General features: G+C 69.0%; 16 protein-coding genes. 14 read left to right on the top strand and 2 right to left on the bottom strand.

What is annotated here, in order from left to right; translation table 11 throughout:
* The first annotated feature begins 73 nt into the window (after window positions 1–73).
* From rhaS to AC1DW3_RS02120, 4 genes are read left to right on the top strand one after another with little or no spacing between them, the layout of a single operon-like run.
* Window positions 74–1075, top strand: coding sequence for a rhamnose ABC transporter substrate-binding protein (gene rhaS, locus AC1DW3_RS02135; RefSeq protein WP_477928144.1), 1002 nt, complete (start codon window positions 74–76; stop codon window positions 1073–1075).
* A 10-nt stretch (window positions 1076–1085) separates the two neighbouring features.
* Entirely contained in the window at window positions 1086–2609 is a 1524-nt protein-coding gene (locus AC1DW3_RS02130) for a sugar ABC transporter ATP-binding protein (protein ID WP_477928142.1), read from the top strand.
* Window positions 2606–3568 carry an ABC transporter permease gene (locus AC1DW3_RS02125; protein ID WP_477928140.1) on the top strand — a complete coding sequence of 321 codons (963 nt, stop codon included), beginning with the start codon at window positions 2606–2608 and terminating at the stop codon, window positions 3566–3568. Before AC1DW3_RS02130 ends, AC1DW3_RS02125 begins: the two co-directional genes overlap by 4 nt.
* A complete protein-coding gene (locus tag AC1DW3_RS02120) occupies window positions 3565–4527 on the top strand; it encodes an ABC transporter permease (protein ID WP_457391800.1) in 963 nt (320 codons plus the stop codon). Before AC1DW3_RS02125 ends, AC1DW3_RS02120 begins: the two co-directional genes overlap by 4 nt.
* Here AC1DW3_RS02120 and sctR read toward each other — a convergent pair.
* Window positions 4500–5162, bottom strand: a complete 663-nt coding sequence (gene sctR / locus AC1DW3_RS02115) for a type III secretion system export apparatus subunit SctR (protein WP_457321792.1) — start codon at window positions 5160–5162, stop codon at window positions 4500–4502. The two genes, AC1DW3_RS02120 and sctR, sit on opposite strands and share 28 nt — an antisense overlap.
* A gap of 2 nt (window positions 5163–5164) precedes the next feature.
* Complete coding sequence (sctQ, locus tag AC1DW3_RS02110) at window positions 5165–6244, bottom strand: type III secretion system cytoplasmic ring protein SctQ (RefSeq protein WP_477928394.1); 1080 nt, start codon at window positions 6242–6244, stop codon at window positions 5165–5167.
* Between the two features lie 131 nt (window positions 6245–6375).
* Here sctQ and sctV point away from each other — a divergent pair, with 131 nt between their 5' ends.
* The 10 genes from sctV to sctN all read left to right on the top strand — a co-directional run bounded on the left by sctV (window position 6376) and on the right by sctN (window position 16060).
* A complete protein-coding gene (gene sctV / locus AC1DW3_RS02105) occupies window positions 6376–8490 on the top strand; it encodes a type III secretion system export apparatus subunit SctV (RefSeq protein WP_477928138.1) in 2115 nt (704 codons plus the stop codon).
* A 73-nt stretch (window positions 8491–8563) separates the two neighbouring features.
* On the top strand, window positions 8564–8830 hold the full coding sequence (gene sctS / locus AC1DW3_RS02100) for a type III secretion system export apparatus subunit SctS (RefSeq protein WP_457355492.1): 267 nt from the start codon (window positions 8564–8566) through the stop codon (window positions 8828–8830).
* Window positions 8830–10554 carry a type III secretion system outer membrane ring subunit SctC gene (gene sctC / locus AC1DW3_RS02095; protein ID WP_477928136.1) on the top strand — a complete coding sequence of 575 codons (1725 nt, stop codon included), beginning with the start codon at window positions 8830–8832 and terminating at the stop codon, window positions 10552–10554. Before sctS ends, sctC begins: the two co-directional genes overlap by 1 nt.
* Complete coding sequence (locus AC1DW3_RS02090) at window positions 10551–11684, top strand: FHA domain-containing protein (RefSeq protein ID WP_477928135.1); 1134 nt, start codon at window positions 10551–10553, stop codon at window positions 11682–11684. The genes sctC and AC1DW3_RS02090 overlap by 4 nt, the downstream gene beginning before the upstream one ends.
* A 111-nt stretch (window positions 11685–11795) precedes the next feature.
* The gene (locus AC1DW3_RS02085; protein WP_056193332.1) at window positions 11796–11990 is read left to right on the top strand and encodes a hypothetical protein; all 195 of its coding nucleotides are present in this window, start codon (window positions 11796–11798) and stop codon (window positions 11988–11990) included.
* A gap of 73 nt (window positions 11991–12063) precedes the next feature.
* A complete protein-coding gene (locus tag AC1DW3_RS02080) occupies window positions 12064–12453 on the top strand; it encodes a hypothetical protein (protein WP_457321805.1) in 390 nt (129 codons plus the stop codon).
* Entirely contained in the window at window positions 12446–13219 is a 774-nt protein-coding gene (gene sctJ, locus AC1DW3_RS02075; RefSeq protein ID WP_477928132.1) for a type III secretion system inner membrane ring lipoprotein SctJ, read from the top strand. The genes AC1DW3_RS02080 and sctJ overlap by 8 nt, the downstream gene beginning before the upstream one ends.
* 194 nt (window positions 13220–13413) lie before the next feature.
* On the top strand, window positions 13414–14115 hold the full coding sequence (locus AC1DW3_RS02070) for a type III secretion system protein (protein WP_477928130.1): 702 nt from the start codon (window positions 13414–13416) through the stop codon (window positions 14113–14115).
* A complete protein-coding gene (gene sctL / locus AC1DW3_RS02065; protein ID WP_056193343.1) occupies window positions 14097–14732 on the top strand; it encodes a type III secretion system stator protein SctL in 636 nt (211 codons plus the stop codon). The genes AC1DW3_RS02070 and sctL overlap by 19 nt, the downstream gene beginning before the upstream one ends.
* Window positions 14732–16060: a type III secretion system ATPase SctN gene (sctN, locus tag AC1DW3_RS02060; protein WP_477928128.1), complete on the top strand. Its 1329-nt coding sequence runs from the start codon at window positions 14732–14734 to the stop codon at window positions 16058–16060. The genes sctL and sctN overlap by 1 nt, the downstream gene beginning before the upstream one ends.

Below are 16060 nucleotides of genomic sequence, written 5' to 3'. Positions count from 1 at the left end.
ACCGCTTGCTCGTTGTGGGCCAAGAGACCGGGTAGCCTGCCGCAGCCTTGGCCTCTCTTTCCAGGAACGCACCATGACCCTTCGCCGTCGCACGCTGGCGCTCGCCGTCTCCGCCGCAGCCTTCAGCCTGGCCGCCCAAGGCGCATTGGCCGCCGACAAGATCGCCCTTGTCGCCAAAAGCTCGGGCAACGGCTTCTTCATTGCCGCCCACCAGGGCGCGCAGGAAGCCGCCAAGGCGCTGGGCGGCGTGGAGATCGTGCTCGCCAGCCCGGCCAAGGCCACGGCCGAGGGCCAGATCGAGGTCATCAACACGCTGATTGCGCAGAACGTCAAGGCCATCGTCGTGTCCGCCAACGATCCCGACGCGCTGGTGCCGGTGCTCAAGAAGGCCATGGCACGTGGCATCAAGGTCGTGTCCTTCGATTCGGCGGTGCGCAAGGATGGGCGCCTCGTGCATCTCGCGCCTTCGTCCAATGCGCTGATCGGCCAGAAGCTCGTGGCCCTGACGACCGACGCCATCGGCAGCAGCGGCGAGATCGCGGTGCTGTCGGCCACCGCCCAGGCCACCAACCAGAACCTCTGGATCGCAGAGATGAAGAAGGCGCTGGCCGAGCCCGCAGCCAAGGGCTTGAAGCTGGTCAGCGTGGTTTACGGCGACGACCAGACCGACAAGAGCTATCGCGAGGCCCAGGGTTTGCTGAAGAGCTACCCCAACCTCAAGGCCATCGTCGCGCCGACGACGGTCGGCGTCGCGGCGGCCGCCAAGGCCGTACAGGACGAGAAGAGGGTGGGCCAGGTCTTCGTCACCGGCCTCGGCCTGCCATCGGAAATGGCCGGCCACGTGCACAGTGGCGTGGTGAAAAGCTTTGCCATCTGGAACCCCATCGACCTGGGCTACTCGGCGGTCTATATCGCCCACGGCCTCGTCACCGGCAAGGCGACGGCGAGCGCGGGCGCGAAGATCGGCGTGGGCCGCGTCGGCACGGTCACGCTGGACGCGAACACCGAGGCGGTGATGGCCGAACCGTTCACCTACGACGCCGGCAATGTCGACAAGTTCGCCAAGTTCTTCTGACCCGGCCGGGGTGCTCCGCCTGCGGGGCATCCACAAGCGCTTCGGGCCGACGCATGCGCTGCGCGGGGTGGATCTTGACCTGAGGCCGGGCCAGGCGCTTGCCGTGATTGGTGAGAACGGCGCGGGCAAGTCGACGCTGGTCAAGATCCTCACCGGCGTTCATCAGCCCGACGAAGGCGAACTGTGGCTGGACGGTCAGCCGCTGTGCCTGCACGACACGCACGCCGCCCAGGCCGTCGGCATCGTCGCCGTGCACCAGGAAACGGTGATGTTCGAGGAGCTGACGGCGGCCGAGAACATCTTCATCGGCCGCCAGCCCATGCGGGGCCCGAGGGGGCTGCATGTCGTGGACTGGGCGACGATGAACCGGTTGGCGCAGGAGGTGCTTGACGAGGTGGGCGCGGGCTTTGACGCCACGGTGCCGGTCAGCCAGCTCAGCCTGGCCCAACGGCACTTGATAGAGATCGCGCGGGCGCTGTCGCACCAGGCCCGCGTCGTCATCCTGGACGAACCGACCGCCGCGCTGTCGCAGTCGGAGATCCGCGACTTCTACGGCCTCGTGCGCGGGCTGCTGGCTCGCGGCGTGGCGGTGCTGTTCATCTCGCACAAGTTCGACGAGCTGTTCGCCGTCTGCGACAACTACGTGGTGCTGCGCGATGGCGCCTCGGTGGGCACCGGGCGCATGCAGGACGCCACCGAGCCCGAGCTGCTGCGCCTGATGGCCGGCCGCAGCATCGAGCAGGTGTACCCGCGCGTGGACACACAGCCTGGTCCGACTGTGCTGGAGGCCCGCGATCTCAGCCATTCGACCGAGTTCGACGGCATCAGCTTTGAGCTGAGGCGTGGCGAGATCCTGGGCTTCTACGGCCTGGTCGGCGCGGGCCGCAGCGAGGTCATGCTGGCGCTGATGGGGCTGAAGCCGCTGGCTCGCGGCAGCATCGCCATCGACGGCCAGGAGCGGCGCATCCGTGACCCGGCCGACGCCATCTCGCTGGGCCTGGCCTATGTGCCCGAGGAGCGCCAGCGCCAGGGCGGCATTCTCGATTTCTCGGTGCGGCACAACCTCAGTCTGGCCGCGCTGGCCGGGCCCGCGCATGCGGTGAAGGGCCAGGTCTCGCGCGGGCCCTGGTTGTCTGCCCTGCGCGAGAGCGCGTTGGCACAGCGCCTGATCGAACGGCTGAGCATCAAGACCGCCAGCCAGGACACGCCGCTGTCCGGTCTCTCCGGCGGCAACCAACAGAAGGTGGTCATCGGCAAATGGCTGGGACTGGCCCCGCGCGTGGTTATCCTGGACGAGCCCACCAAGGGCATAGACGTCGGCGCCAAGCAGGCCGTCTATCAACTGGTGGCGGAGATGGTGGAGCAGGGGCTGGCCGTGATCCTGGTGTCTTCCGAGCTGCCCGAAGTAATGCACCTGGCCCACCGCGTGGTCGTCATGAAGCGTGGCCGGCAAGTCGCCGAGTTCCAGCGTGGCGAGGTGGATGCAGAAACTGTCGTGGCTGCGGCTTCGGGCCTGAGCAGGAACGCCGCATGACGCGCCGCGAATGGGCTTTGGCCGCCGTCATCATGGCGATCACCTTGGCCGTGGGCTTGCGATCCCCCGTGTTTCTCACCCCGCGCAATGCGCTGGACATTGCCAACGATTCGGCGCTGCTCGCCATCCTCGTCATCGGCCAGATGCCCGTTCTGCTCACGCGCGGCATCGACCTCTCCGTGGCGGCCAACCTGGCCCTGACGGGCATGCTGGTGGCGCTGTTCGGCAAGCTCTTTCCGGGTGCCGGCGCGCCGGTGCTGATCGTGCTCGCGCTGGCCCTGGGCGCGGCTCAGGGCGCCCTCAACGGCTGGCTGATCACGCGTTTCGAGCTGCCGCCCATCGTCGTCACGCTGGGCACCATGTCGGTGTATCGCGGCGCCATCTTCCTGGTCAGTGGGGGCGCATGGGTCAACGATCAAGACATCCACGCGTCCATCAAGGCCTTGCCTCGCGCGGAGCTGCTGGGCTTGCCGTTGCTGGTGTGGATCGCCGCCGCCGTCGCTGTATTGGGGTGGTGGCTGCTGCGCTGGCGCCGGGAAGGGCGTGACCTCTACGCCTGCGGCGGCAACCCGGCTGCTGCGCGGGTCGTGGGTATCCCGGTGCCGCAGCGCATCCGCATGGCCTACACGCTGTCTGGCGCGCTGGCCGGGCTCGCCGGCTTGCTCTGGGTCGGCCGCTATGCCATCGCTTTCACCGAACTCGCCGCTGGCTTCGAGCTCACGGTGATCGCGGCCTGCGTCATGGGTGGCGTCAGCATCGCGGGGGGTGTCGGCACGGTCGGTGGCGCGCTGCTGGGCGTGCTGTTCATCGGCGTCATCAATGCGGCCCTGCCGGTGATCCACGTCTCGCCGTTCTGGCAGCAGGCGATTGCCGGCGCCGTCATCCTGGTTTCGGTGATGCTGAACTCGCGAGCGCAGCGCCGGTCGGGGCAGCAGATCCTGGAAAGGCCAGCCGCATGAAAGCCTGGGGTTCCTGGGAGTGGGTGCTGGCGGCACTGATCGTGGCCGTCTACGTCGGCTTCGGGCTCGGCATCGACGGCTTTGCCTCACCGTACGCCATCGCCGACAGCACGACCAATATGTCGGAAAAGGCCTTGATCGCGATGGCCATGGCGCTGCTGATCATCGCGGGCGAGATCGACCTCTCCATCGCCGCGACGATGGCGCTGTGCTCCCTGGCCATGGGCTATGCGATGCAGGCCGGCGCAGGCCCAGCCGGCATGATCGCCGCCGCTCTGGGTTGCGGCATCGCGTGCGGCGCATTCAACGGCTGGCTGGTCACGCGCTGGCAGCTGCCCTCCATCGTCGTCACCATCGGCACGCTGTCGCTCTACCGCGGCCTGGCCCTGGTGCTGCTGGGCGACCAGGCCATCACGGGCTACCCGGAATGGTTGAGCCAGTGGGGCAACGGTACGCTGGGGGATCTGGCGGGTTGGCCGTGGCTGATCGTGCCGATCGAGTTCGGCGTCATGCTGGCCGTGGCGGTGGTGTTCATGCTGCTGCAACACCGCACGGTCCATGGCCGGCGCATCTACGCCATTGGCGCCAACCCCGTGGCCGCGCGCTTCTCGGGCATCGCGGTGCAGCGCTACCGTCTGTTGCTCTTCACGCTTGCCGGCCTGATGGCGGCGTTGGCGGCCGTGCAGCTGACCGGCCGCATTGGCAGCACGCGGCCCAACCTCGCGCTGGGTTGGGAGCTGGACGCCATCACCATCGTCATCCTTGGCGGCGTGGCGATCCAAGGTGGCCGCGGCGGCATCGTCGGCGTGCTGCTCGCGACAGTGCTGCTGGGCGGCTTCACCTTCGCACTCGGCATGCTGAACGTCTCCGGGATGGTGATGACGACCGTCGTTGGCGGATTGCTCATCTGCGTCATGGTGCTACCGCACGGCTATCGATACGAAAGCACCAGCCCGTGAATCAAGCGGGCCCACCCGTCGAGCATGACGAACAACAGCAATTTGAACGGCAGCGAAATGGTGGTCGGCGAGATCATTGACATGCCCAGCGCCAGCAGCACCGTCGCCACGATCAGATCGACCACGACGAACACCAGGTAGAGCACAAAACCGATCTGGAATGCCCGGGTCAGCTCACTGAGCGTGAAGCTGGGAACCATCACCAGAAAGTCGTCAGCCTGCAGTCTGTCAGCCTGTTCCTTGGGCCAGATGGCCGCGGCCGACTTCAGGAAAAACTGACGCTCACGCTCATGCGTGTGCTTTTGCAGGAAGGCCTTGAGCGGCGCCTTGCCGGCGTCCAGAACCGTCACGACGTCAGTCCAGCCCTCGCTCCTGGCACCGGCCTGGCGGTGACGCAGCGCATCGGCCACCTCCATGCCCACCGGCGCCATGATGTAGACCGACAGGATGATGGCGATGCCGTTGAGCACCATGTTCGGCGGCGTCTGCTGCAGGCCGAGCGCGGTGCGCAGCAGGCCAAAGACGATGACCAGCTTGGTATAGCTGGTCACCATCATCGCGACGAAGGGCGCCACCCCGAAGGCGAGGATCAGCGCCACGAGCGTCATGGGCTCGGGCATGCCGGTGGTGTTCATCGTCAGTTCTTCAGCTCGGTCGGCGCGAACTCGGAGACGCGCACGCCCAGGCGTTCACCGACCGCCACCAGGAAGCCTTTGCCCAGCACGTTGCCATGGGCCAGGATGCGCACCGGGCTGCGGTTCAGCGGCTGCGTCAGATCGAACACATGGCCGGAGCCGATGTTCCTCAGCTCGCCGAGCGACAGGCTCAGATGACCCACCTCGAAGCGCAGCGCCACTTCCAGCGCATCGAGTCGGTCCAGCGGCAGGCCCGTCGCGTCGTCGCCCTCAGTGGCGGGGGCAAGCTCATCTCGTTTCATCGAAAGGTCTCTCCATTGCGTGACGGTGATGCGCGAGCCCTCGGCACGCGCGATAAGTTGCCGGCCCGCAGGGCCACCCAGCTCGGCCTGCACGACCAGGCCCGCGCCGGCGGCGGTCCAGTGTTCGACGCTGACGATGTCGCCCGGCCGGATGCCGCGCACTTCGGCCAGGCTCAGCACGCTGGCGCCGATGCGGAAAGCCAGCGGCACGCGCAGGCTGTCGAAGCCGCTGCCCAAGGGGCGGGCCGAGGCCGCCGGCAAAGGCGGCACCAGCTTGTCGAGCGCCGAGGGGTCCTGGAACAGCAGCAAGCCCTGCCAGCGCCGAGGCTGGTCGTCGGCGGCTACCGTGAAGCAGACAGCGGACTCCGGCGGCAACAGTGACTCGGCGTCCTCATCGGGCTCGCCGGGCGACCATTCGAAATGCAGGCGCAGCGTGGCCTCCAGTGCGGTGGCCACCGGCTGCAGTGCATCGGCCAGCAGCACATAGCGCAACTCGGCTGGCAGCAGGGCATGGCTGCGCTCCTGCAGCAGTGCGGCCTGCGCGGGGGAATCCAGCATCAGCCAGCCCGTGTGAGGGCCGAGGCGGAATCGATAACGGCCAAATCCAGTGAAATCCTGGATGCTGCCGAAATGCCACTGCAGGCGATGCCTCGCGCCCCGCAGCGTCAGCTCGATGGGCGGCGCGCGGCGGTCGTAGAGACGGTTGAGAGCCAGGCAGGCAGGCGTCGGCAAGCGCGTCAACGCGCTCACCTCGCTCAGGTCGATCACGGCGGTAGGCATCAGCACGCGGCGAGCGTAGCCATCCGCGGGGCTGGGAGGAACTACGTGAATTCGTAGCACCGCGCATAACGGCGGGGCGCTACGGGGACTCGTAGTGGTGCGTAAAAAAGTCACGCCATAGAGTGCTTCGCATGGCCGACCCCGCATCGAACGCACTGCAAAGACACCTGCCGCGACGCAGCGGCATGAAGGACCTGATCGCCAGCGCGGGCCGCCACAACGACCTGCTGCTGGCCGGCATGCTGGTGGCCATCGTCGCGCTGTTCGTGCTGCCGCTGCCCACGCCGTTGCTGGACTTCCTGATCGCCGCCAACCTGTCGATGAGCCTGACCCTGCTCATCGTGGCGATGTATGTGCCGTCGGCGCTGTCGCTGTCCACCTTCCCGTCGCTGCTGCTGTTCACGACGCTGTTCCGGCTGGCGCTGAACATCGCATCGACCAAGCTCATCCTGCTGCACGCCAATGCGGGTCACATCATCGACACCTTCGGCAAGCTGATCGTCGGCAACAACGTCGTGGTCGGCGGCGTGGTGTTCCTGATCATCGCCATCGTGCAGTTCATCGTCGTCGCCAAAGGCTCCGAACGCGTGGCCGAGGTGGCGGCGCGCTTCGCGCTGGACGCCATGCCCGGCAAGCAGATGAGCATCGACGCCGACGTGCGCGCCGGCGTGCTGTCGTCGGTGCAGGCGCAAAAGCGCCGCCAGCAGCTGGAGCAGGAGTGCTCGCTGCACGGCGCGATGGACGGCGCGATGAAGTTCGTCAAGGGCGACGCCATCGCCGGCATCGTCATCGCGCTGGTCAACATCCTCGCGGGCTTGGCCATCGGCACGCTGATGCACGACATGAGCATCGGCGGCGCGTTGCAGCGCTACGCCATCCTCACCGTGGGCGACGGCATGGTGTCGCAGATCCCGTCGCTGCTGGTGTCCATCGCCTCAGGCGTGGTCATCACCCGCGTGTCGGCCGTCGGCGAGCCGCACGGGGGCCAGCTGGCCAACCAGATCACTCGCCAGTTGATGGCTCATCCCCGCGCGCTGGTGATCGCGGGCCTGGCCACCGCCAGCTTCCTGCTGGTGCCCGGTTTTCCCAAGTGGGTCTTCGGCACGCTGGCGTTGATGGTGCTGGGGGCCGGCCTGATGACGCGCCGGCTGCTCGACAGCCGCCGCACGCCGGCCTGGATGTCCTATAGCGACGCGGACGACGACGGTGGGGAAGTGGTGCAGGGCGCCATCGCCGCACCGCTGGAGCTGCGCCTGTCCACCGGCCTGCGTGGGCGCCTGGACCGCCCCGCGCTGGACCAGCGCATGGCTGCGGCCAAGGCCCGCGTCGAGAGCGACCTGGGGCCGGTGTTCCCGCGCGTGCAGGTCGGCTGGGGCAGCGGCCTGGGCGAGCACCAGTACCAGGTGCTGGTGCAGGACGTCGTGGTCTCCCAGGGCGCGCTGCGGCCGGGACACTGGCTGCTCGACGCGGCCGAAGCCGTCACGCCGCCGGCGGGCGCCGAGGTGGCGGAGCCCTTTGGGCCGTTTCCCCGCGTCGTATGGGTCGATACCGCCCCGGCGGCGATCCGCAGCTGGACTAGCGAAGAAGTGCTGGGCCTGCATGTGGACCATGCGGTACGCCGCCACATCGCCCAGCTGATCGGCCTGCAGGAGGTGCAGCGTCTGCTGCATGCGGCACAGCGCGAGGTGCCCGAGCTGGCGGCGGAAGTGGCGCGCGCCGTCCCGCTGCAGCGCCTGGCCGAGGTGCTGCGCCGGCTGCTGCAGGAGAACGTGCCCATCCGCAACCTGCATGCCATCTTCGAGAGCCTGGCGATCTGGGCGCCGACCGAGCCCGACGTCGTTGCGCTGACGGAGCTGGTGCGCATCGACCTGGGCCGCTTCATCACCAGCCGCCACGTCGGCGCGCGGCGCGAGCTGCACGCCATCCTGTTCGAGTCCAGCCTGATCGACCGCGTGCAGGCCGCCATCGAACGCTCGCCGCGCGGCAACCTGCTGCTGCTCGACCCCGCGGTGGCGCAGGACGTGCGCGAACAGGTGCGCCGCATCCTCGGTGGCGCCCAGCAGCGCGTGGTGGCCATCGTGTCGTCCGACACGCGGCGCTACATCAAGACGCTGATCGAGCCGGTGGCGCCCCAGCTGGCGGTGCTGTCCTACCAGGAGGTCGACGAGGACGTCGCACTGCAGCCGGTGGGCTGGGTCAGCAACCCGCAGCCCCAGGCCTTCACCCCGATCGCGGAGGCGGCATGAACGCCGCGCTGGGCCGCCCCAAGCAAGTTCGCTCCCGCTCGGCGGGACAGGCCGCAGGCCGAAGGGTGCATCAATGACCCCTCAGAGCATCCTCGACATCACGCGCGAAGGACTGCTGATCGTGCTGATGGTCTCGTTGCCCATGGTGCTGGTGTCCACGCTGACCTCGCTGGTCGTGGCCGTGCTGCAGGCGGTCACGCAGATCCAGGACCAGAGCATCGGCCAATCGGTCCGCCTGATTGCAGTGCTGATCGCCCTCGTGGTGACGGCCGGCTGGCTCGGCCGCGATGTGCTGCGCTTCGCCGAGCGCGCTTTCCAAACCCTGACTTCGCTGAGCTGATGCTGCGCTTCGTCTACCTCCTGTTTTGCGCCGGCCTGGTCGCGGCATTGCTGGCCAGCCCCGCCAGGGCGGCCGACCTGCCGCGCAACGGCCGGCCCTTCCGCATGGAAGCCAACGAGAAGCCGGTAGGCGACTTCCTGCGCGAGCTGGCGGCGTCGCAGGGCGTCACGGCGGTCATCGACGGCAAGGTCGGCGGCACCATCAGCGGCCGCTTCGCCATCACCGGCAGCCAGCCCGGTGCGGTGCAGATGGTGCTGAGCAATATCTGCGCGGCCAACGGGTTGACCTGGTATTACGACGGTGCCTTTCTGTTTGTCGACCCCGCCGCCGACACGCGCAGCGAGGTGTTCACCATCGCCGGCAAGAACGCGCAGCGCATCGCCGACACGCTGGCCCGGCTCAAGATTGCCGACGCCCGCTATCCGCTGCAGATCAGCGAGGCGGATGGCAACGTCTACGTCTCGGGTCCCAAGCGCTATGTGGAACTGGTGCGCCAGACGGTGCGGCTGATCGACCAGCGCGCGGCACGCGACGACCGTGCCGAGGTGCAGGTGTTCCCGCTGCGCTATGCCTGGGCCGCCGACTTCAAGATGAATCGCGCCGGCAAGCAGGTGTCCATTCCTGGCGTGGCGACCGTGCTGCGCAATCTGTATGGCCGCACCGGGGCAGCGCGCGCAGCGGCACCCTCGGCCGTGACCGGGCCGGTGCGGCGCACCAAGCTCGGCGTCAGCGCCGACGCCGGCGTGGCCAAGCTGTCCAGCGAGGGCAGCGGCGCGACCGAGGATGATGGTGACGGCGGCGGCCCCGAGTTCTCCAGCGGCGAACTGCCGCAGTTCCAGCCCGACACGCGGCTCAATGCGGTGCTGGTGCGCGACACGCCCGAGCGCATGGCGCGCTACGAGAAGCTCATCCAGACCATGGACGTGCGGCCGCGCCTGATCGAGATCGAGGTCACGATCATGGACATCAGCACCAACACGCTGGACAGCCTGGGCGTGGACTGGCGGCTGCATGCCCGCCACGGCGACCTGCAGATCGGCCGCGGCAACCTGCCGCCGCTGACCTTCGGCAACGCCAACTCCGAGGCCGGTCAGGTCGTCACCGTCAACCCGCAGGGCAACCCCAGCACGCCGCTGGGCGCGCTGTTCACCGCCTCCATCGGCAACGACCTGCGCAACTACCTGCTGACTCGCGTCAGCGCGCTGGCCCAGAAGGGCAATGCCAACTTCATCGCGCGGCCCAAGGTGCTGACGCTGGACAACAACGAGGCGGTGCTGGAGAACCTCAGCGAGTTCTATGTGCGGGTCGACGGTTTCCAGGATTCGAGCCTGTACAGCGTCACGGCCGGCACCGCGGTGCGCGTGACGCCCTTGATCGTCGACGACAAGGAGGGCCGCGGCGTGCTGATGTCCATCGACATCGAGGACGGCGACGTCAGCAGCACCACCGTCGACCGCATCCCCGTCGTGCGGCGGCGCACCGTCAACACCCAGGCGCTGGTGGACGAAGGCACGAGCCTGCTGATCGCCGGCTACACCTCGGAGGAGAAGGCCAACGCGACCTCGGGCGTGCCGCTGCTGTCCAGCATCCCGGTGCTGGGCAAGCTGTTCCAGTACAGCGAGAAAAAGCAGAACAATATGGAGCGCTTCTATCTGCTGACGCCGCGCCTCGTCACGCCCGGCAGCAAGCCGCCGCTGCCAGTGCAGCAGGAGCCCACGCAATGAACGCGCGGGCCCACACCACCACCACGGCCGCCGTGCCGGGCTGGTGCCTGCGCTTTCTCAGTGGCGCGGTCAAGGGCCGCACCATTGCGCTCAAGCCTGGCGTCAACACGCTGGGCGCTTCGGGCGAGTGCGAGGTCATGCTGCCCGGCAGCGACGTGCTGCCGCGCCACCTGGTGTTCACGGTGGGTGAACTGGCGATGTCGCTGCAGAAGGTCGGCGCGGCCGCCGTGAGGCTCAACGGCCAGGACGTGCAGGCCCAGCGCAAGGGCGTGGTGGCGGGCGACGTGGTGTCGGTCGGCAGCATCGACTTCCAGGTCGACCGCAGCTATCCCGCGCCCGAGCACGACGACCCGGCGTCCGAGTGGGCCGAAAGCATCATGCCCGGCGACGCGCCGCCCGCCGCCCTGCTGCAGGCGCCCGCGCGCCGTGGCTCGCCCTGGCTGAGCGTGGCGGTGGTGGTACTGGCGGTCGGCGGGGCGGCCGGCGTGCTGGCCTGGGCCGGCGGTGCGGGCAGCTCGACCCGCGCCGCCACGGTCGACCTGGCCGAGGTGGAGAAGGCGCTGAAGCCCTTCCCCGAGGTCGAAGTGGTCGCGGTCGCCGGCGGCCGTTTCAACGTGCGCGGCTACGTCGAATCGCGCCAGCGCAAGCAGGCACTGGCCGAGACCATGGCGCCTTTTGGCCGGCAGGTCAGCACCAGCGTGCACGCGGCCGAGGAAATCGTCGAGCAGGCGCGCCGCTACGTGAGCGACCCCGGCATCTCGATGAGCTACGCGGGCCAGGGCCGGCTGGTGGTGGCCGGCGCGACCGAGGACGAATCGGTGCGCCAGAAGATCCGTCGCCTGGCCGACGACCTGCATCCCGCGGTGCTGGTGTCCGACCAGGTGAAGCTGCGGCCGCGGCCCCAGGTCGACCGCGCGGGCGAACAGCAGCGCGCGCAGTGGGACGCGTGGCAGAGCGTGCTGCCGTCGCGCATGGTCAGCATCACGCAGGACGCCAGTGGCATGAGCTACATCCAGCTCGCCAATGGCAACCGCTACTACGAGGGGGCGGTGCTCAAGTCGGGCGCCGAACTCAAGCGCATCGAGGCCGATGGCCTGGTGGTGTCACCAGGCAGGGAGGGCGCGCGATGAGCACCACAGGATTTCGCACCGGAGGCCTGGCCTTCGTGCGGAATGCCTCCGTCCATGAGGGCGGGGGCGATTTTTGTCATGTCATCAACCTTTGACGTTAGGAGTCAAACCATGGCCGTAGCCGCACCCGAGTCCGGACTGGACAGCAAGGCAATCCTGGAACAGAACAAGCAGCTGACCATCTTCAGCACCGTGACGTCGCAAAGCGCCCAGCGCACCGCGGCCATCACGTCGGCCAACGCCCAGCAGACCAACACGGTCCTGCAGGCGGCCAGCGACGTTCGCCAGCAGTCGCAGAAGGTCTGACCTTCCCGCGTCTCGCCGCCCCGGCGCCGGGGCGGCATTTCTTCTTCATCCCTTTCACCCCAGCGAGGTCATCATGGTCCAACCCGTTGATGCCATGGCCGTTGCGGTCCAGGCCAGCGCCACGGCGCCGGCTGCGATCGATCCGGCAGAGGCGAAGCAATTCGCCGGCTACATGGTTCGCCCTTCAAGCGGCGGCACCGGCTCGCTGCAATCGCTGTCCAGCGCTGCCGACCAGTTCTTCGGCCAGCGCCCCGGGGCCAGCGAGCTGATGGCCCACCGCATGGTGCCGGCAGCCGACCTGGGCGATCCGCAGACCGCCGCCGTCGAATTCGGTCGCGCGCAGATGGAGATCGTCAGGTTCAGCAACGACTCCATGACCTACTTCAGCAAGATGCATATGTGCACGGCCCTGGCCAGCGCCTGCAGCAACCAGTTCAACTCCTTGCTGAAGAACAATGGCTAGGCAACTCTGCACCGCCGCGGCCCTGGTCGTGTGCCTCGCCCTTGCCGCCTGCAAGGTCGACCTCTATTCCAACCTCAACGAGCGTGAGGCCAACGAGATGCTGGCCGCGCTGACCTCGGAGAGCATCCCCGCCGAGAAGGAGGCTGCCGAGGGCGGCCTCTGGCAGCTCAAGGTCGAGGAAAGCCGCCTGCCCGCGGCCCTGGACGTGCTGCGCTCGCAGGGGCTGCCGCACGACCGCTACGCCAGCATCGGCGACGTCTTCCAGAAGCAGGGCCTGGTGTCCACGCCGTCGGAAGAGCGCATGCGCTACATCTATGCGGTGTCGCAGGAGCTGTCGCAGACGCTGCGCACCATCGACGGCGTGGTGGCCGCCCGGGTGCATGTGGTGATCCCGGCCAACGACCCGCTGAGCGACAAGCTCAAGCCCTCGTCGGCAGCGGTCTTCATCAAATACCGCCCCGACGTGGACCTGCGGCTGCTGGCGCCCACCGTCAAGGACATGGTGGCGCACAGCATCGAGGGGCTGTCGCATGACCAGGTCTCGCTGTCGCTGGTGGAGGCCAAGCGGCCCGGCGGTGCGGCGCTGGCCGCCGTCGACACGCCACCGCGCTATGAGGTGGCCGGCCTGTCGTTTGACCGCACCATGATCACGCTCGCTGTGCTGCTGCTGGCCGCAGTGGCCTGCCTGATCGCGCTGCCTGGCCTGCTGCGCCGGCAGGGCCTCGATTGGCGCACCTGGGCGCGGCGCCAGCTGTTGAAGCGCTGAAATGAAGCTGCCCCTCGCCCAACCTCGCATCGCTGAACGCGAGCGAGTCCGGTCGGTCCCCCGAGGGGACGGCGATGCTTGCGGCATCGAGCCGCAAGCACATCGCCAGCGCGGGCCGGCTAGGGAGCGGCCCGGCGCTCGGCCCGCAAGTTCTGTGTGCCGCGGGCCGCGCAAAGCGCGGTGGAGCAACTGACGTGCGAACCTTGCAGCCTGTCACCGACGCAGCGCCACCGGCAGCCGAGCATGGCCCGCTCGACATGCTGCGACTGGCGCTGCGCCAGGGACTGCACCCCGAGGACGGGTTGCATCCCAGCTGGCTGCCGCCCGACTGGCCGGTGCGCCATCGCACGACCGCGCAACTCGGGCCCGCCGGCCGTGCGGTGCTTGGCCAACTGCTGCGCGCCCGCGGCCTGGCCGACGAGACCGTGGACCTGCAGTTCGATTCCCAGCTCAAGCGCGTGGACCTGATGGACGCCACCTCGCTGCGGCTGCTGGCCATCTACTGTGGCTTCGCGGCGCACAAGCCGCTGTTCGGTCTGCGGGGTGGCCTGGGGAGCCAGGTGCGGCGGCAGGCGCTGCGCGTGGCCGATGACGCGGTCGACTTCATGCTCGACCGCGTGCCCCAGCTCACCCACATCCGCGTCGACGTGCAGCGGCTGCAAGAGCACCCTCATGCGGCCGGCCATGTGATGGTGCAGCGCGGCTACCGGCTGCTGACGGGCGCGCTGCTGCCCGAGGGGGCTGCGGTGCTGCAGCGCATCCGGCYCAAGTTGCCGCAGCGCGTGAGCCGCTTGCGCGTGCCACCGCTGCAGCCGCGCCAGCTCGAACAACTCAGGGAGCTGATGCTGCTGTGCATCGTCCCGGAAAGACTGCCGCAATGGGACTGGCTTTTCTGATCACGACCGACAACCTGCAGCTGCTCAGCGAGCGCAAGGTGCTGAAGGAGGCCGAGTACGCCGCGCTGCTGGACGCCTCGGCCGTCGTGGAGGCCGCGCGGCAGGAGGCGCGCCGCATCGAGCAGCAGGCCCGGCAGCAGGCCGAGGACAGCCGCCGCCAGGGTCATGAGCAGGGGCTGGAGGCGGCACGCGCCGAGTACGCCCAGCAGCTGGTGGGCGAGGCCCTGGCCGCGCAGCGCCAGCTRCAGGCACTGCGCGCGGCGATGGCGCAGATCGTCGCCCAGGCCGTGCGGCAGTTCCTGGGCGAGGCCGATCCGGCGGCGCTGCTGGAGACCGCGCTGCGCCGCGTCGACACCCTGGTACGCCACGAGCCCTTCGTCATGTTGCGCGTGGCGCCTGCGCAGGAGGAGCATGTGCGCACGGCTCTGCGGCAGATCGGCGGCGAGCTGGCCTGGGCCCAGGCGCTGGCCGTGGTGGCCGACCCGGCCCTGCCGGCCCAGGCCTGCGTGCTGCAGACGCCCTCGGGCACGCTGCAGATCGGTGTTGATGCGCAGCTCGACGCGTTTCGCGCCGCGGTGGAGCGCAGCGGGTTGCTGCAGCCCACGGAGCAGGGCTGATGGACGAGCTGGCCACGCAAAGCATCGTCGACGACCTGTCGCGCGCCTTCGGCCACCTGCCCACCGTGGGCGTGCGCGGCCGCGTCAGCAAGGCAGTGGGCATGCTGATCGACGCGACCGGCATCCAGGCCCATGTGGGCGAACTCTGCGAGCTGCGCACGCCGGGCGAGCCACCGCTGCTGGCGGAGGTGGTGGGCTTCCAGAAGCAGGTGGCCATCCTGACGCCGCTGGGGCCGACCACCGGCATCTCCGCGCTGACCGAGGTGGTGCCCTCGGGCCGCGGCCATGTCTGCCCCGTCGGGCCCGGGCTGCTCGGGCGGGTGCTCGACGCCATGGGTGAGCCCATGGACGGCAAGGGCCCGCTGAAGGCAATGGCGCGCATGCCGGTCCAGCGTCAGCCGGTGAACCCGCTGGCGCGACGCATGGTGGCCGAGCCGCTGGCCACCGGCATCCGCGCCATCGACGGCCTGCTGACGCTGGGCGAGGGCCAGCGCGTGGGTGTGTTCTCGCCGCCCGGCGTGGGCAAGAGCACGCTGCTGGGCATGCTGGCGCGGGGCTCCACGGCCGACGTCAACGTGGTGGCGCTGATCGGCGAGCGTGGCCGCGAGGTGAAGGAGTTCATCGAGCGCAGCCTTGGCACCGATGGCATGGCTCGCACGGTGATGGTGGTGTCCACCTCCGACCGGCCCCCGATGGAGCGCATCAAGTCGGCCTATGTGGCCACCACCATCGCCGAGCATTTCCGCGACCAGGGGCAGAAGGTGCTACTGCTGGTGGACTCGCTGACGCGCTTTGCGCGCGCCCAGCGCGAGATCGGCCTGGCCAGCGGCGAGCCGCCCACGCGGCGCAGCTACCCGCCGTCGATCTTCTCGATGCTGCCGCAACTGCTGGAGCGCGCGGGGCAGGGCGAGCGCGGCTCCATCACCGCCGTGTATTCGGTACTGACCGAGGGCGAGGACGACAGCGACCCCATCGCCGAGGAGGTTCGCTCCATCCTGGACGGCCACATCGTGCTGTCGCGCAAGCTCGCCGCGGCCAACCACTACCCCGCCATCGATGTGCTGGCCAGCGTGAGCCGCGTGATGTCGGCCGTGGCGTCGCCCGAGCATGCGCAGGCGGCCGGGCGCCTGCGCTCCCTGATGGCCAAGTACCAGGAGCTGGAGCTGCTGATCCAGATCGGCGAGTACCGCCAGGGCGCCGAAGCGCTGGCCGACCTGGCGGTGCAGCGCCGGGCTGCGACGCAGCAGTTCCTCGCGCAGAAGCCCGGCGACCGCCAAGCCTTCGAGCAGACCCTGGCGGCGCTGCGGCGGCTCGCCGAGGGCGTGTGA

Source organism: Roseateles sp. P2_H4 (assembly GCF_056403315.1).
Note: the sequence above shows the minus strand (reverse complement) of the source record. Positions and strands in the feature narration are given on the sequence as shown.

Bases quoted from the DNA above. Each gene is read 5' to 3' on its own strand.
- rhaS (WP_477928144.1), top strand. From the start codon at position 74: ATGACCCTTCGCCGTCGCACGCTGGCGCTCGCCGTCTCCGCCGCAGCC.
- AC1DW3_RS02125 (WP_477928140.1), top strand. From the start codon at position 2,606: ATGACGCGCCGCGAATGGGCTTTGGCCGCCGTCATCATGGCGATCACC.
- AC1DW3_RS02120 (WP_457391800.1), top strand. From the start codon at position 3,565: ATGAAAGCCTGGGGTTCCTGGGAGTGGGTGCTGGCGGCACTGATCGTG.
- sctR (WP_457321792.1), bottom strand. From the start codon at position 5,162: ATGAACACCACCGGCATGCCCGAGCCCATGACGCTCGTGGCGCTGATC.
- sctQ (WP_477928394.1), bottom strand. From the start codon at position 6,244: ATGCCTACCGCCGTGATCGACCTGAGCGAGGTGAGCGCGTTGACGCGC.
- sctV (WP_477928138.1), top strand. From the start codon at position 6,376: ATGGCCGACCCCGCATCGAACGCACTGCAAAGACACCTGCCGCGACGC.
- sctS (WP_457355492.1), top strand. From the start codon at position 8,564: ATGACCCCTCAGAGCATCCTCGACATCACGCGCGAAGGACTGCTGATC.
- sctC (WP_477928136.1), top strand. From the start codon at position 8,830: ATGCTGCGCTTCGTCTACCTCCTGTTTTGCGCCGGCCTGGTCGCGGCA.
- AC1DW3_RS02090 (WP_477928135.1), top strand. From the start codon at position 10,551: ATGAACGCGCGGGCCCACACCACCACCACGGCCGCCGTGCCGGGCTGG.
- AC1DW3_RS02085 (WP_056193332.1), top strand. From the start codon at position 11,796: ATGGCCGTAGCCGCACCCGAGTCCGGACTGGACAGCAAGGCAATCCTG.
- AC1DW3_RS02080 (WP_457321805.1), top strand. From the start codon at position 12,064: ATGGTCCAACCCGTTGATGCCATGGCCGTTGCGGTCCAGGCCAGCGCC.
- sctJ (WP_477928132.1), top strand. From the start codon at position 12,446: ATGGCTAGGCAACTCTGCACCGCCGCGGCCCTGGTCGTGTGCCTCGCC.
- sctN (WP_477928128.1), top strand. From the start codon at position 14,732: ATGGACGAGCTGGCCACGCAAAGCATCGTCGACGACCTGTCGCGCGCC.